At 41.5% G+C, this 14,831-nt stretch carries 14 protein-coding genes; 10 read left to right on the top strand and 4 right to left on the bottom strand.

Annotation, left to right across the window (positions count from 1 at the left end):
• The first annotated feature begins 23 nt into the window (after positions 1 to 23).
• From liaF to LRR81_RS05305, 3 genes are read left to right on the top strand one after another with little or no spacing between them, the layout of a single operon-like run.
• Positions 24 to 752, top strand: coding sequence for a cell wall-active antibiotics response protein LiaF (gene liaF / locus LRR81_RS05315; RefSeq protein ID WP_231788234.1), 729 nt, complete (start codon positions 24 to 26; stop codon positions 750 to 752).
• Positions 749 to 1,786, top strand: a complete 1,038-nt coding sequence (locus LRR81_RS05310) for a sensor histidine kinase (protein WP_231788233.1) — start codon at positions 749 to 751, stop codon at positions 1,784 to 1,786. The genes liaF and LRR81_RS05310 overlap by 4 nt, the downstream gene beginning before the upstream one ends.
• Positions 1,783 to 2,415, top strand: a complete 633-nt coding sequence (locus tag LRR81_RS05305) for a response regulator transcription factor (protein ID WP_231788232.1) — start codon at positions 1,783 to 1,785, stop codon at positions 2,413 to 2,415. The genes LRR81_RS05310 and LRR81_RS05305 overlap by 4 nt, the downstream gene beginning before the upstream one ends.
• 69 nt (positions 2,416 to 2,484) lie before the next feature.
• On the opposite strand, the gene LRR81_RS05300 is transcribed toward LRR81_RS05305, so the two are convergent.
• Entirely contained in the window at positions 2,485 to 3,630 is a 1,146-nt protein-coding gene (locus LRR81_RS05300; protein WP_231788231.1) for a CapA family protein, read from the bottom strand.
• Positions 3,631 to 3,769: 139 nt separating this feature from the next.
• On the opposite strand from LRR81_RS05300, the gene LRR81_RS05295 reads away from it, so the two are divergent.
• Positions 3,770 to 4,540, top strand: a complete 771-nt coding sequence (locus tag LRR81_RS05295) for an alpha/beta hydrolase (protein WP_231788230.1) — start codon at positions 3,770 to 3,772, stop codon at positions 4,538 to 4,540.
• A 35-nt stretch (positions 4,541 to 4,575) separates the two neighbouring features.
• Here LRR81_RS05295 and plsY read toward each other — a convergent pair whose 3' ends face one another.
• Positions 4,576 to 5,172 (bottom strand): glycerol-3-phosphate 1-O-acyltransferase PlsY, encoded by a 597-nt coding sequence (gene plsY / locus LRR81_RS05290; RefSeq protein ID WP_231788229.1) that lies wholly within the window; start codon positions 5,170 to 5,172, stop codon positions 4,576 to 4,578.
• A gap of 181 nt (positions 5,173 to 5,353) precedes the next feature.
• On the opposite strand from plsY, the gene LRR81_RS05285 reads away from it, so the two are divergent.
• From LRR81_RS05285 to LRR81_RS05260, 6 genes are all read left to right on the top strand, one after another.
• A complete protein-coding gene (locus tag LRR81_RS05285) occupies positions 5,354 to 5,761 on the top strand; it encodes a CoA-binding protein (RefSeq protein ID WP_231788630.1) in 408 nt (135 codons plus the stop codon).
• Between the two features lie 461 nt (positions 5,762 to 6,222).
• Positions 6,223 to 8,193 carry a DNA topoisomerase IV subunit B gene (gene parE, locus LRR81_RS05280; protein ID WP_231788228.1) on the top strand — a complete coding sequence of 657 codons (1,971 nt, stop codon included), beginning with the start codon at positions 6,223 to 6,225 and terminating at the stop codon, positions 8,191 to 8,193.
• Positions 8,193 to 10,622, top strand: a complete 2,430-nt coding sequence (gene parC / locus LRR81_RS05275; protein WP_231788227.1) for a DNA topoisomerase IV subunit A — start codon at positions 8,193 to 8,195, stop codon at positions 10,620 to 10,622. Before parE ends, parC begins: the two co-directional genes overlap by 1 nt.
• A gap of 159 nt (positions 10,623 to 10,781) precedes the next feature.
• Positions 10,782 to 11,414 carry an HAD family hydrolase gene (locus LRR81_RS05270; RefSeq protein ID WP_231788226.1) on the top strand — a complete coding sequence of 211 codons (633 nt, stop codon included), beginning with the start codon at positions 10,782 to 10,784 and terminating at the stop codon, positions 11,412 to 11,414.
• 97 nt (positions 11,415 to 11,511) lie between these two features.
• Positions 11,512 to 12,261 carry a type I methionyl aminopeptidase gene (gene map / locus LRR81_RS05265; RefSeq protein WP_231788225.1) on the top strand — a complete coding sequence of 250 codons (750 nt, stop codon included), beginning with the start codon at positions 11,512 to 11,514 and terminating at the stop codon, positions 12,259 to 12,261.
• A 49-nt stretch (positions 12,262 to 12,310) separates the two neighbouring features.
• Positions 12,311 to 12,676, top strand: a complete 366-nt coding sequence (locus LRR81_RS05260) for a DUF1499 domain-containing protein (RefSeq protein WP_231788224.1) — start codon at positions 12,311 to 12,313, stop codon at positions 12,674 to 12,676.
• A gap of 185 nt (positions 12,677 to 12,861) precedes the next feature.
• Here the strand turns inward: LRR81_RS05260 and LRR81_RS05255 are convergent, their stop codons facing one another.
• Positions 12,862 to 13,191 carry a hypothetical protein gene (locus LRR81_RS05255; protein ID WP_231788223.1) on the bottom strand — a complete coding sequence of 110 codons (330 nt, stop codon included), beginning with the start codon at positions 13,189 to 13,191 and terminating at the stop codon, positions 12,862 to 12,864.
• 578 nt (positions 13,192 to 13,769) lie between these two features.
• Positions 13,770 to 14,627: an LAGLIDADG family homing endonuclease gene (locus LRR81_RS05250; protein ID WP_231788222.1), complete on the bottom strand. Its 858-nt coding sequence runs from the start codon at positions 14,625 to 14,627 to the stop codon at positions 13,770 to 13,772.
• Between the last annotated feature and the right edge of the window lie 204 nt (positions 14,628 to 14,831).

Here is a 14,831-nt window from a genome sequence, read left to right as displayed (position 1 = left end):
TAGAAAGGAGGGGCGCTGCTGCGATGAGAGGAAAATCCAGAACAGATACGATCAATATGCTGCTTATTATCGGCGCCGCTCTTTTAGTTTTTGAATTTTTATTTGATAATCATGGGAAAATTATTTTTCTTGGCGTTACAGCTCTTTGCATTTATGCCGGAAGGAAAAAACTTCATTCCGGAGTGGGAAAACTTTTATTCTGGTTTGGTATCATCTTTTTCTTTATCACTCTTCTTCAAACCCTTGCGATTAAATTTTTGCTGTTTGCGTTTCTGATTTATTTTCTCTACCTATACAGCAAATCAAAAAAGCATCCCGTTGTGCTTAAACCGGAATTAATTCCATCCTCCGGCAATAAGGAAGATGTGATTCAAAAGAAGCCTTTCTTATTTAACCGATTCTTCGGGAGCAGCAGAACACCTGACAAAGCCTATGAGTGGGATGATATTAATATTCAAACAGGCTTCGGTGATACTGTGATTGATCTCAGCAACTCTGTTTTTCCAAAAGGAGAAGCAGTCATTCTTGTTCATAAAGCGATCGGAAATACGCAGATTCTTATACCTTATGGCATGGAAGTCAATGTAAGCTATTCTGCGCTTTATGGGTCGCTCTATTTGTTTGAACATTGTGATCATAAGGCATTCAATCAAAATCTTTCCTATCAAACCCCCCAATATGAGGAGACAGTTGAAAAGATTAAAATTGTGGTATCTGTTTTTGCCGGAGATTTAGAGGTGAAGCGGATATGACGCTTTTCTGGCGGACCATTCTCATAAGCTGCCTGCTTTCATTTACAATTCTTTGTGCACTTGCTGCCAGTTATTTTTATGTTATTCCTTTTGAACAAGGCTCTTTTCTTTTAGAAAAGAAAATTATGGACATGCCATTTTATTTATTTATTCCTTTTTTATGCCTTTTCATAGGATTAGCATACGGTTTGTATGAGAGCCTGTTTCTTAAAAAGCAGTTTGCCGGCATTGCAGCAGCCCTTAAGGAGCTGAAAAACGGCAAACCGGCCGGCAGCCAAAAGGAAGAATCCATTCAAGAACTGAACGAGATTTGGGAGGACATATCAAGCATCCGCTCCCATCTGTCAGAACAAGTAAAGCTTTCTCAAAAACTGGCGAATGAAAAAGCAGTAGACCAGGAAAAACGGGTGCAGGAAATTGTCTCAAGAGAGAGGCAGAGACTTGCAAGGGAGCTTCATGATTCAGTCAGCCAGCAGCTTTTCGCTGCTTCCATGCTGATGTCTGCTGTGAATGAGAATAAGGAAGAGGATGAAGCTGGAGCAAAGCAGCTGAAGCTTGTAGAAGAGATGATTCACCAATCTCAGCTGGAAATGAGGGCTCTCTTGCTTCACTTAAGACCCGCTCTTCTAAAAGGAAAAACACTGAAAGAAGGCGTGGAAGAATTGCTTGCCGAACTGTCGCTGAAAGTTCCGATGAAAATCAGCTGGAAAATGGAAGATGTTCCTTTGGATAAAGGAATAGAAGATCATCTATTCCGGATCGCACAGGAATCGCTTTCAAATACTCTGCGTCATTCCAAAGCCAAATCTCTTGAAGTTCTTTTAATTATAAGAGATCAGCTCGTGATCTTTCGAGTAATGGATGACGGGATAGGGTTTGATGCACAAAATGAAAAGACGGGGTCCTACGGACTGCAGAATATGAAAGAAAGAGCGCTGGAACTTGGCGGCTCAATGAAGGTAGTCAGCCTTCCAGGCAAAGGAACAAGACTGGAAGTGAAGATTCCGCTGCTGGAAATGGAGGGGAAGAAATGATCAAAGTATTGTTTGCAGATGATCATGAAATGGTCAGAATCGGTGTTTCATCCTATTTGGCCGCACAGCCGGATATCGAAGTATGCGGAGAGGCAGCAAGCGGCAAGGAGGCAGTCCGCCTTGCCCTGCAATTAAAGCCTGACATTATTTTAATGGATCTGGTTATGGATGAGATGGACGGGATTGAAGCTACAAGAAACATTATGGAGAAGTGGCCTGAAGCGAAAATACTGATTGTTACAAGCTTTCTCGATGATGAAAAGGTATATCCGGCACTTGAAGCAGGGGCTTCAGGTTACTTGCTGAAAACCTCCAGAGCAAATGAAATTGCGAATGCTGTAAGAGCGGCATATAAAGGCCAAACGGTAATGGAGCCTGAAGTAACCGGAAAAATGATGATGAAAATGCGGCAAAAAGAAAAGAAGCATCTGCACGATGAGCTGACAGGAAGAGAAATGGAAATTCTTCTTCTTATGGCTCAAGGCAAAACAAATCAGGAAATTGCTGACGAACTTTTTATCGCATTAAAAACCGCCAAAGTTCATGTATCAAATATTCTCAGCAAACTGGATGTCCAGGACCGGACACAGGCTGTCATTTATGCTTTTAAACACGCACTCGTTCAATAAAGCCGCCTTTTTAAAAGGGCGGCTTTATCCATATCTTTACTGTGTGGAAGACGGTGTCCAAGTGCCATGTCACTTTAAGGATTGAAGAACAAACCGTTTAATTTTATCTGCCTTCGCTTTGTCCAGATCCTGGAGTTTTTTAACGCGAAAGTGATGCTGTTTGTCATGCAGTGTAACTGCAGGGGTGAAATCAGGCTGCTCGAGCTCGATGGAAACCTTGTTTCCTTCGGTTTTTTTCTTCACTTTAACAGAAATCATCCCGCCGATTGTCTTATATTCTCCTTTTTGGCCAGATAGGAAATTACCAAGCGAATACATTACAAGTGTCTTATTTCCGCCTGTCTGTGTCAGCCACTCAGCAGGCTGGAGAACATGAGGATGGGAACCGATAATTAAATTTGCCCCTTGGCTTGCTAAAAATGCGGCAAGTTCTTTTTGCCCGCTGTTTGGCATTCTTTCATACTCTGTTCCCCAATGCATCGCTACAACAACTGCATCGGAAACTTTTTTGGCTTCCTTCAGATCTTTCGCTATCTTCTTTTTATCAATATAATTCACCAGGTATTCTTTTCCTTTAGGCGGCTTATATCCATTGGTGCTGTATGTATAAGCCAAAAAGCTGAACTTGATGCCATTTTTCTCAATCACCCTTATGGTGCCTGCGTCAGCAGGGCTTTTATATGCACCAACATAAGGAATGCCGAGCATCTCAAAATGTGAAGCAGCATTAACAATGCCTTTTTCCCCTTTATCAAGGGCGTGATTGTTTGCCATACCTGCTACATCAATACCGGCATATTTCAAAGCATCTTCTATTTCAAAGGGGCTGTTAAAAGCAGGGTAAGTAGACAGGCCAAGCTCCGCCCCTCCTGCGATTGATTCCTGATTGGCAAAGGTAAGATCTGCTTTTGAAAGCACCTGTTTCATATCCTGAAACATCGGAACAAAATCATAATGGCCGGCGCGGGTTTCAGCATCCTCATAAAGAGGCTTATGAATCAAAACATCTCCGATGGCGCTGAAAACAGCTGAAGTTTCAGCTATTCCGGCCGTTTTCTTTATGAGAATATCACTTTTTTGAATAAGGCCATTCTGTCTTTCAGGAAGACTTTCAGCTGCTTTTACCGTTTCGGGAAGGAAATGTCCGCGGTAAAAAAGAAGAAAGCATATAATGATCGCAATCAGCCCGGAAAAAACCAAAAGTAAGCGCTTCATCTACTGTCACACCTTCATTTATCTTATTAGATATATAGTACTGGTTTTCTGTAAAACAGGATAGTAGTTTTGAAAATATTTTCCTTTTTGTTATCATTTCCTATTTAGCAATATATTTACAATAAAGGAGCTCTGCTTTATGGAAAAAGTCTATTTCATGAATCAGCTGGGAGTTAAGCTTGCAGGCCATCTCTATCCATCAGAGGGACATCCGCTCATTCTGTTCAGCCACGGATTTTTTTCTGACAAATCTTCAAGAGGGAGATTTGACCGCTTTGCCGAAACGCTTTCACGCAATGGGTATGGGGTGCTTCTATTTGATTACAGCGGGTCAGGGGAAAGCGAAGGACCATTCTCAGATGTTAGTCAGAAAACAGAAGACTTGCTCGCTGCCTCAGATTTTGTCAAAAAGCTTGGGTATCAGAAAATCGGTTACTATGGCCACAGCCTCGGTGCCAGAATATGCCTTGAAGCTTACCTGAAAGACCAGAATGCAGAAGCAATGGTTCTTTCAGGTGCCGGGACAGGCCCTGTACAATATCAGTGGGATGACTACTTCGATAAAGAGCAGCTTCTGCACATGCAAAAGCATGGGTATATGACCGTTTCTGCTGATGGGAAGGACAGGAAGATCACGAAGCAGATTCTGCTCGATTTTGAGCAGGCAGATCAAAAAACACTATTAGCAGGCATTCATTGTCCAGTTCTCTTTATTCACGGGGAAGACTGGGAGGAAAAAATTCTTTCAAACCTGACGAAAGAAGGGATGGCTTGGCTTAACTGCAAGTCGCAAATGACAGTGCTGAAGGGTGCCGCGCACTCTTTTATGGAACACTTGGATGAACTGGAAGAGCTTCTGCTCAGCTGGTTTTTAACATACCTTCCACCTTTTCCGAAAAGGAAGGGATAAAAAAAGCTCCGGGAATGATACTCCCCGAGCTTTTACTATTGAGCTTTTCTTGAAAAAAAGGTTACTTTAGGTTCTGTTTTATTCAGGATGCGCTTAATGTTTGCCCGGTGTCTATAAACCACAAAAATGGTCAGAACAGCTGCGATAATGATCAGGATGAGATCCATCGTGAACAAACTGTAAATAAAGGTATAAACTCCTGAAAGCATGGAAGAAAGCGACACCATCTTTGTTATGTAGAGAATAATAAAGAAGACGGCGAGCAAAGTCAAAAACAGGAGCGGGACATAGTAAAGCAGAATGCCGGCTGAAGTGGCTACAGCTTTGCCGCCTTTAAAGCCTGCAAAGACGGGAAACATATGGCCGATCACAGCGATGATGCCTGCGAGAAGCGGGTGAAGATCGCTATGAAACCAAAACGGCAGGGAAGCAGCAGCTGTTCCTTTTAAAATATCGGCAATGGTTACAATTAAACCCGCTTTCACACCAAGAGTTCTGAATGCGTTCGTACCGCCAAGGTTGCCGCTTCCATGCTCGCGGATATCTTTTCCATAGCCGATTTTACCGACAATCAGCCCTGAAGGAATAGATCCCAGCAAATAACCTAAGATCAATATAATGGCAAGTGTCATGTTTGTACTCCTTTTTAATGGTCAATAATGCAGCGCTGCAGCTGCAAGTCTTCCTTAAGTAATTCTATTCTACCATGTGAGCGGATATCCAACTACAAAAACCTGATTTCATCACAAGCTAGATTGTTTGTACTCGTCATTTTAAGGGATTAAAATAATAAAAAAAGGAGTGATTGGCATGATGCGGAACCCTGAACGCGATGAAATCCGGGATATTTTAAATAAGAGCAAGCGAATTGCCGTTGTCGGGCTGTCTGATGATCCTTCCAGAACCTCCTACATGGTGAGCAAGGTCATGCAGGATGCGGGCTATGAAATTATTCCAGTCAATCCAACCGTCAAGGAAGTACTGGGGGTAAAAGCTGTTCCATCGCTAAAGGATGTAGAAGGGCATATTGATATTGTCAATGTATTCAGAAGATCCGAATTTCTGCCGGAAACAGCAGCAGAATTTTTAGAAGCCGACGCAGATGTTTTTTGGGCACAGCAAGGATTGGCAAACGAAAAAGCCTATAACATGCTGAAGGAAAAAGGATATCCAGTTATCATGGATCTTTGCATTAAAGTGGCCCATGCTGTTCTGAAATAAGAAAAACTGCCGGACGATCCGGCAGTTTTTTTATATATAATCATATCTAATAAAACCTTGTTCTAAATAATTAAAGAAAAGAAAAAAATAAAACAGCTGATAAATGGTATGATGAATAATACATTCCTTCAAAATAGTTCAATTTCTTTTTAATAAAACTATGTTCTAAATAATCATTTATTATAAAAAAATAGTTGCCAAGAAGCCTATTTTACTGTTTTCTTATGCAAAAACAAGGACTTTATGCTAAATAAGGTTTGCGATTTCAGCGGAAAAAGATAAAATAGTGCTTGGACAGCATGCAATCATGAAATATTTTCTAGAAAAAAGGAAAAATGGAAGCAGGGAACTATTTTCTGCTCAGGGTTGGCATGTTCAGAGAAATTAAGCTAAAATAATAAGGAAACATACGTTCCTATCTGCAAGAGGGAATTCGGAAGGTTGAAAGGAGTTAGCGTCTTTTGGTTAAGCAGCAATTAAATTATGATGATGATTCCATCCAGGTACTGGAGGGGCTGGAAGCTGTCAGAAAGCGGCCTGGTATGTATATTGGCAGCACAGATGGCAGAGGCCTTCATCACCTAGTCTATGAAATCGTGGATAACTCAGTAGATGAAGCACTGGCAGGGTATGGAGATCACATTATCGTTAAAATTCATAAAGATAACAGTATTTCTGTAACCGATAAAGGCAGAGGCATGCCGGTCGGGATGCACCGTCTCGGCAAACCGACCCCAGAAGTCATTCTCACCGTTCTGCATGCAGGAGGAAAATTTGGCCAGGGCGGATATAAAACAAGCGGAGGTCTTCACGGCGTCGGAGCTTCAGTCGTAAACGCGCTCTCCGAACAGCTTACCGTTACGATCATGCGGGACGGCATGACCTATGAGCAGCGTTTCGAAAATGGCGGCAAGCCGGCGACAACGCTTGAAAAGCTTGGGAAAACTTCAAAATCCGGCACCATCATTCATTTTAAACCGGATCCGTCTATCTTCAGCACAACTGTTTATAACTTTGATACATTAAGCGAGCGTTTAAGAGAATCCGCCTTTCTGCTGAAAGGCTTAAAGATTGAATTGATCGATCAAAGACAATCTTTGCATGAAGTGTTTCACTATGAAACCGGAATTGAAGCGTTTGTTGAATATCTAAATGAAGAAAAAGACGTTCTTCATCAAGTAGTAGCCATTGAAGGCACCCAAAGTAGCATTGAAGTGGATTTTGCCTTTCAGTTTAACGACGGCTATTCAGAAAATATTCTTTCTTTCGTTAATAACGTGCGCACTAAAGACGGCGGCACGCACGAATCAGGTGCCAAGACGGCCATGACACGCGTCTTTAATGAATATGCAAGAAAAGCAGGGCTGTTAAAGGAAAAGGACAAGAACCTGGAAGGCTCTGATATAAGAGAAGGCCTTTCAGCTATTGTGAGTGTAAGAATTCCGGAAGAGCTGCTTCAATTTGAAGGGCAGACAAAAGGCAAACTTGGCACAAGCGAAGCCCGTTCAGCAGTAGATGGCGTAGTTTCCGAGAATCTTGCTTATTTTCTGGAAGAAAATCCTGAAACGAGCACATTGCTTGTGAGAAAAGCCATCAAGGCTTATCAGGCGAGAGAAGCGGCAAGAAAAGCAAGGGAAGAAGCCAGAAGCGGAAAAAAAAGAAAGCGCTCTGAAACATCTTTAAGCGGAAAGCTTACGCCTGCCCAGTCACGGAATCCTCAAAAGAATGAACTGTATCTTGTTGAGGGAGATTCAGCAGGCGGCTCTGCCAAGCAGGGAAGAGACAGACGTTTCCAGGCTGTGCTCCCGCTCAGGGGCAAGGTAATCAATACAGAAAAGGCGAAGCTTGCTGATATCTTTAAAAATGAAGAAATCAATACGATTATTCATGCCATCGGAGGGGGCGTCGGCCCTGAATTCGAGGTTGAAGATATCAACTATGACAAGATTGTCATTATGACAGATGCCGATACAGATGGCGCGCATATTCAAGTACTGCTGCTGACCTTCTTCTACAGGTATATGAAACCTCTCATTGATTCAGGCAAAGTGTTTATCGCCCTGCCGCCGCTTTACAAAGTGAGCAAGGGCACTGGAAAGAAAGAAATTGTAGAATACTCTTGGTCTGACGAAGATCTTCAGGATGTTCTGAAAAAAGTCGGCCGCGGCTATACGATTCAGCGCTATAAAGGACTTGGCGAAATGAACGCCGATCAGCTTTGGGAAACAACCATGGATCCTGAAACAAGAACATTGATCCGCGTCCGAATTGATGATGCTGCAAGAGCTGAGCGAAGGGTAACTACGCTAATGGGCGACAAAGTAGAGCCCCGCAGAAAATGGATTGAAAAAAATGTGGCTTTTGGACTTGATGAAGAAAGCAACATTCTCGAAAATGAAAATTTATCGGTCGCAGAGGAGGTTAATGAATAATGGCACTACCAGAAAAATTTCACGACCTCCCGCTTGAAGAAGTCATCGGTGACCGGTTTGGAAGATACAGCAAGTACATTATCCAGGACAGGGCCCTTCCTGATGCGCGGGACGGCCTGAAGCCTGTACAGCGAAGAATTCTGTATGCGATGTATGCAGAAGGCAATATTCATGATAAGAATTTCCGTAAATCTGCTAAAACGGTCGGAAATGTCATCGGTAATTTCCATCCGCATGGTGACTCTTCCGTATATGAGGCCATGGTAAGGATGAGCCAGGACTGGAAAGTGCGGAATGTGCTGATAGAAATGCATGGAAACAACGGCAGTCTTGACGGTGATCCTCCAGCAGCTATGCGTTATACAGAAGCAAGGCTTTCTGCCATTGCATCAGAACTTCTCAGGGACATTGACAAGGAAACAGTTGAGTTTGTTCCGAATTTTGATGATACCAGCAGTGAACCGGTTGTTCTTCCTGCCATGTTTCCCAATTTGCTTGTTAACGGATCAACAGGGATCTCAGCAGGGTATGCCACAGAAATTCCCCCTCACCATCTCGGAGAGGTCATAGATGCCGTTATCCGGAGAATGGATCACCCTGACTGCACGGTTGATGAATTAATGCAGGATATGAAGGGTCCTGATTTTCCAACAGGGGGCATTATCCAAGGCTTAGAGGGCATTAAGAAGGCCTATGAAACAGGCAAAGGAAAAATTATTATCCGAAGCAAAACCCGCATCGAAAGCATGAAAGGCGGAAGGCAGCAGATCATTGTCGATGAAATACCGTTTGAAGTAAATAAGGCCAATCTTGTTAAAAAAATAGATGATTGCCGCATTGACCGGAAAGTGGAAGGCATTTATGAGATCCGCGATGAAACGGACCGCACGGGTTTAAGAATTGTCATCGAACTAAAAAAAGATGCAAATGCAACAGGCGTCCTGAATTACCTGTTTAAAAACACTGATTTGCAGGTGCCGTATAACTTCAATATGGTGGCCATCTATAACCGCAGACCGAAGCTTATGACGCTGCAGGATTTTTTAGATGCGTATATTAACCATCAGAAAGAAGTTATTACAAACAGATCGAGATATGAACTGAGAAAAGCTAAAGAGCGCCAGCATATTGTGGAAGGCTTGATGAAAGCCCTCTCTATTCTGGATGAAGTGATTGCTGTGATCAGAGGATCCAAAGACAAGCGGGATGCTAAGGAAAATTTGATCAGCCAATTTGGCTTCACTGAACCGCAGGCTGAGGCCATTGTGACACTCCAGCTATACAGGCTGACCAATACGGATATTACAGCTCTTCAGAAGGAAGCGGATGAGCTTGATAAGAAAATCAGCGAGCTTGAAGCGATTTTAAGTCAGGAAAAAAAGCTGAATCAAGTTATTAAAACAGATTTGAAAAAAGTCAAAAAAACCTATGCAGACGAGCGCCGGTCTGTGATTGAAGCGGAAATAGAAGAACTGAAAATCAACCTTGAGGTTATGATTCCATCCGAAGATGTGATTGTGACAGCAACAAAGGACGGGTATGTGAAGCGGACAAGCCAGAGATCTTTTGCAGCTTCCTCAGGGCAGGACTTCGGCATGAAAGAAAGCGACAGAATTCTGTTCCAGCAGGAAGCCAATACAACTGATGTGCTCCTTCTGTTCACTTCAAAAGGAAACTACCTGTACTGTCCTGTGCACGAGCTTCCAGATATCAGATGGAAGGATACCGGACAGCACGTTGCCAATCTGGTCAACCTTGACCGAGATGAACAGCTTGTCAAAGCAATAGCTGTAAAAGAGTTCACAAGCGGAAAATATCTCTTCTTTGTTACAAAAAATGGCATGGTGAAAAAAACCGAGCTCTCTCTATACAAAGCACAGCGCTATTCAAAAGCACTGATGGCCATCAACCTTAAAGGTGATGACTGTCTCGTTGATGTGCATGTAACAAGTGGAAGCCATGATATTTTCCTTGTAACACAAAGCGGCTATGGACTGTGGTTCTCTGAAGAAGAAGCAGCGCCAATCGGCGCAAGAGCTGCAGGAGTGAAGGGAATCAATCTGAAAGAAGATGATTCTGTCGTAAGCGGCCTTGCCTTTGAAAAAGACAGCAGCCCTGAGGTTGTCCTTATTACGCAGCGGGGAGCTGTCAAAAAAATGAGTATCCCTTCGGAATTTGAGAAAAGTTCAAGAGCGAAGCGGGGCCTCATCATGCTGAGGGAGCTTAAAAAGAACCCTCATCGGATTATTAATGCTTTCTTAGCGGAGAATGGCGCTATTCTAAATGCCAAGACGGAGAAGGGGAGAATAGAACAATTGGATCTCAGCTCCTTTCGGAAAGCAGACCGCTACTCCAATGGATCATTTGCTCTAGATGAGCAGGAAGCAGGATCTGTAAAAGAAGCATGGCTATATCGCAAAGAAGAATAAAAAATGGTGCAGGCTGATGTCTGCACCATTTTTTTTGGCATTTTATAAGGAAAAGAAGCCTTTACTTAAAAACTTTTTCTGAAAACGGCTAAAGAAGAAACTCAATTAAGGGTAAGGAAAGAATATCACTATTTTCATACTGAAAGGGGCTATTTTCTAATGAAAGCAATTATCTTTGATTTTGACGGAACACTTGCTGATACAATCCCGAATATTGTTCATTCTTTCTCAGAGGTGTTTAACAAATATGATGGAGCAGATCTCTCCAGAGAAGAAATTATTGGAATGTTTGGTCCGTCAGAAACAGAAATCATTGAGCAGAACTTGAAAAGCGATCAGAAAAAAGAAGCAAAAGAAGATTATTTTAAGGAATATGAAGATAGACATGCGGAGTTCATTCAGAAAAACGAAGAGATTAAGGACGTTTTGCGAAAGCTTCAGGAAAGGGACATTAAATTAGGAGTCGTAACAGGGAAAAGCAAGAGAGGATTGTCCATTACATTGAAAGAGCTTGGTATGGAGAGCTTCTTTCAAGCAGTTGTTACGGGTGATGACGTTGATCAGCCAAAGCCTTCACCAGAGGGCATTGAAATGGCTCTTAAAGAGCTGCAGACAGCGAAGTCGGAAACAATATACGCAGGGGACAGCGACTCTGACATTAAGGCAGGAATAAAGGCAGGACTGAAAACGTGCGGTGTAAAGTGGCTGCCGAATACTGAAACGAGTGAATTTGAACATACTCCAGATATTATCTTAGAAAATACAAGTGACTGGGAGAAGCTTCTGGCATAACAGCCAGTTCTAATTCAGCCATTTGCATAGAATTAGAGAAAAGAGTAGAATTTATAATGCATTTATAGGAATTAACCATTGCAGGGAGATATGATGTATGATTACGCTGAAAAGTCAAAGAGAAATTGAATTAATGCGGGAAGCGGGAAAAATTCTTGCTGAGTGCCACAGGGAGATAGCCAAGCTGATTAAACCCGGCATTACAACATTGGAAATTGACCAATTCACAGAAAAATATTTGGCCAAGTACGGAGCAACTGCTGAGCAAAAGGGGTACCAGGGTTATCCTTTCGCAACCTGTGCTTCAGTTAATGATGAAATTTGTCACGGTTTTCCGAGTAAGAAGCCTTTAAAAGAAGGCGATATCGTGACCGTTGATATGGTTGTGAATTTAAACGGAGGACTTGCCGATTCTGCCTGGACGCATCCGGTCGGTATTATTTCAGAGGAGACGCAGCGGCTCTTGGACGTAACAAAAGAATCTCTGAATAGGGGCATCGCAAAGGCTATTGCAGGCAACCGCACAGGAGATATCGGACATGCGATCCAGTCTTATGCAGAAGGCGAAAACTTTTCTGTTGTTAGAGACTTCACAGGCCATGGGATCGGCAAATCGATTCATGAAGAACCGACTATTCTGCATTACGGCAATGCAGGCAAAGGTCCAAGGCTTCGTGAAGGCATGGTTATTACGATTGAGCCGATGATCAATGCAGGCAAATGGCAATCCAAGATGGATAAAAACGGTTGGACGGCCAGAACAGTAGATGGCAAGCTATCTGCGCAATACGAACATACGATTGCCATTACCGAAAATGGTCCATCTTTCATCACAGAAGAGGTGTAGCACCTAGAAGCCCATTCTTTGGGCTATTTCTAATCTAGGAGGAGAAGGAATGAATATAGAACAGGCAATTGAACCTTGCCCGATTCACAAAAAAAGCTGTATTTCTACCATTGATACAGATCATTCACATGCAATACCGCCTCTAAAATACAGCATTTCAGAAGAAAAGCTGATGAGAAAGCTGACCGATGCTGTGAATAGCACAGCGGGATCACATATACTAAGAATTGATGATCATTCGCTCCATTGCCAGTTTAGAACGAAGGTTATGAAGTTTACAGACAAAGCAGCATTCGTTTTAGACAGGGAAAAGAAGCTGATTCACTTCAAATCTGAGTCCACGAAGGGATATTACGACTTTGGAGTGAACCGCAAGCGGATGAACGCATTGCTTCAAAAGCTTACAAATATATAAAAGGCAGCATGCCATGGCATGCTGCCTTCTTTTACTCAATTTTGCTTATTGCTGAAGAAATCCTGAAACGCGTGGAAAATTTCTACACCTTGGAAAGAAAGCAAGCTGATCGCTGTAAATGAAAAGCAAGCTATCATAAAAAATCTAAATATCCAAAACATCCCAATTCCTCCTTTTTTAATGTTTTATAAGGGGAGGGATGCTTTTCGAAAATAAGAGGACTGATAAAAAACACTAAGCAAAAACTTTCGAAATCTGAAATCGCAGAGAGCTGCTGTAAAAAAGACCGCTGACATAAGCAGAGCGCTTACTAACAGGGTTTCAAAGGATGCAGCTTCACCAAAAAGAACATGAAATTTATCCTCATCACTTTGGATCTGCTGTCCATGCTTCTCATATTCATCATCCAGATATATTTTGGAGGTATGATGCAAGAAGGTATGAGCAGCAAGGCTCTGATTGACGATCAAGAAACTGAAAGCTATGATGTACAATAACCAAATCGGCTTTTTCATCTTGCACCTCCTTATTGAATAATGAGATTACTTGAATAATATCAAATTTTTCGGAAAACGGATAGGGATTTTAGCATAATTCCATATATTTATTATGTAAACTGTTTTATGAAAATTGGCTTTCTACATACAATATGAGTAAAATGAGGGCTTCATGATGAGTTTAAAGGCAATAAGGCGCAGATCTGAGCGTGGTATCAATCTAATATTAGGTATTGAAGGTAATTATACGACATTTGCTTATGATGAGTTTTGCAAAGTTTTAGCAATGGCAGTTTGTATTATATTTCTGACAAACATCAAATTGGGTTGTTATCCATTAATCTAACTACAATGAATGATTATCTGCAATTGCTGCGGCATTACTTTAACCAGGAACCAATAAACAGATTAGAAAAGAATGAAAACGTATTGAAGCAATTATAATGAAAATTTTCATTTTGTCTCAAAACTAAAAGAATACTTTTCGATTGAGACAGGAATTTGTTCAGTTTGTGCAACTGCCTAGAATATATATTATGTCTACCTGAAAAAATATTTAAAAGTCAGGATCCGGTTTCCTGACTTCCCTTTTTATTTTACCTCCAGTTATACAAGGCTTGCTGCTCTCTGATTTGATCATCACGTTTTTCCCGGAACTTTCTCATTTTATCTTCAAGCATTTCAATCGGCAGCTTTTCTTGCTGGAATAATTCATATTTTCGATGTAAGAACAGTTCTTTGTCTTTGTAAATCCAATCGCTGAATTCTTTTATGGTTTTTCTGCCGCTCACATAAACTCTATAATGCTTGCTGCTGTATTGTTTAAGTACTGGATGAAATCCTTTTTTATCTAACAAGTCACATAGAGTATTCATAAAGCTAAATGATCCGCCAACGAAGTTAATAAAATATCCTTTATAATTAATATTGCCGTCACCATCAAAATAACCCCTCATAAAGTGGCTTAAATACTCATCCGGAACTGCAGGAAATTCAACTTCAATGGATTTATTAGAGGTGATCCCAAAAATATTAATAAGATCTTCTTTTAAGACTTTGCTGTTCAAATTCAAGCTGTAAACCCCGGTAATTTTATTTTGGTATAAAACCTGGTTTGATCCCATTTCATCTCTAATTTTTTCAAGGATGTATTTTTCTTTCTGTGCGAAGCTGACCGTTTGCTGTGAACTGGCAATAAAACCATCGGCGATGAAAAACCCTAATATGTAAGCCATATTGTTGGACCAGACTTTGAAATAATGCTCATTGAGCTGATATTTTCTTTTCCAATCACCAAAAGGCCTCTTTGGGACATTATTTTCAGTCAGAACTAATCTGACATACCTTGGAGAGACATTTGCAGCTTCTGCGATCTCAGTGGTCCCCTTCCCTTCAAGATATAGCTTGATCATATCTTCAATTTCCATCGTTCTTTTTCTCTTGCCGTTTTTCATGGTTTGCTCCGCCTCTCTCATTAGAAATTATTTACATATTTTATTATAAGAACAAACGTTCTATGATGCAAGAAGGAGCACTTCATAAAGAAAAATGGCGTATAAAGAAAAAAGAACCGATTTTTAATCGGTTCTTTTAACCTTCCAGAATCAATCCCTCTGGTCCTCGAACATAGCATAGCTTGCAGCTGTCCTCAAATTGCT

The sequence above is a fragment of the Metabacillus kandeliae genome (genome assembly GCF_021166585.1).
GTDB classification, from domain to species: domain Bacteria; phylum Bacillota; class Bacilli; order Bacillales; family Bacillaceae; genus Metabacillus_B; species Metabacillus_B kandeliae.
Note: the sequence above shows the minus strand (reverse complement) of the source record. Positions and strands in the feature narration are given on the sequence as shown.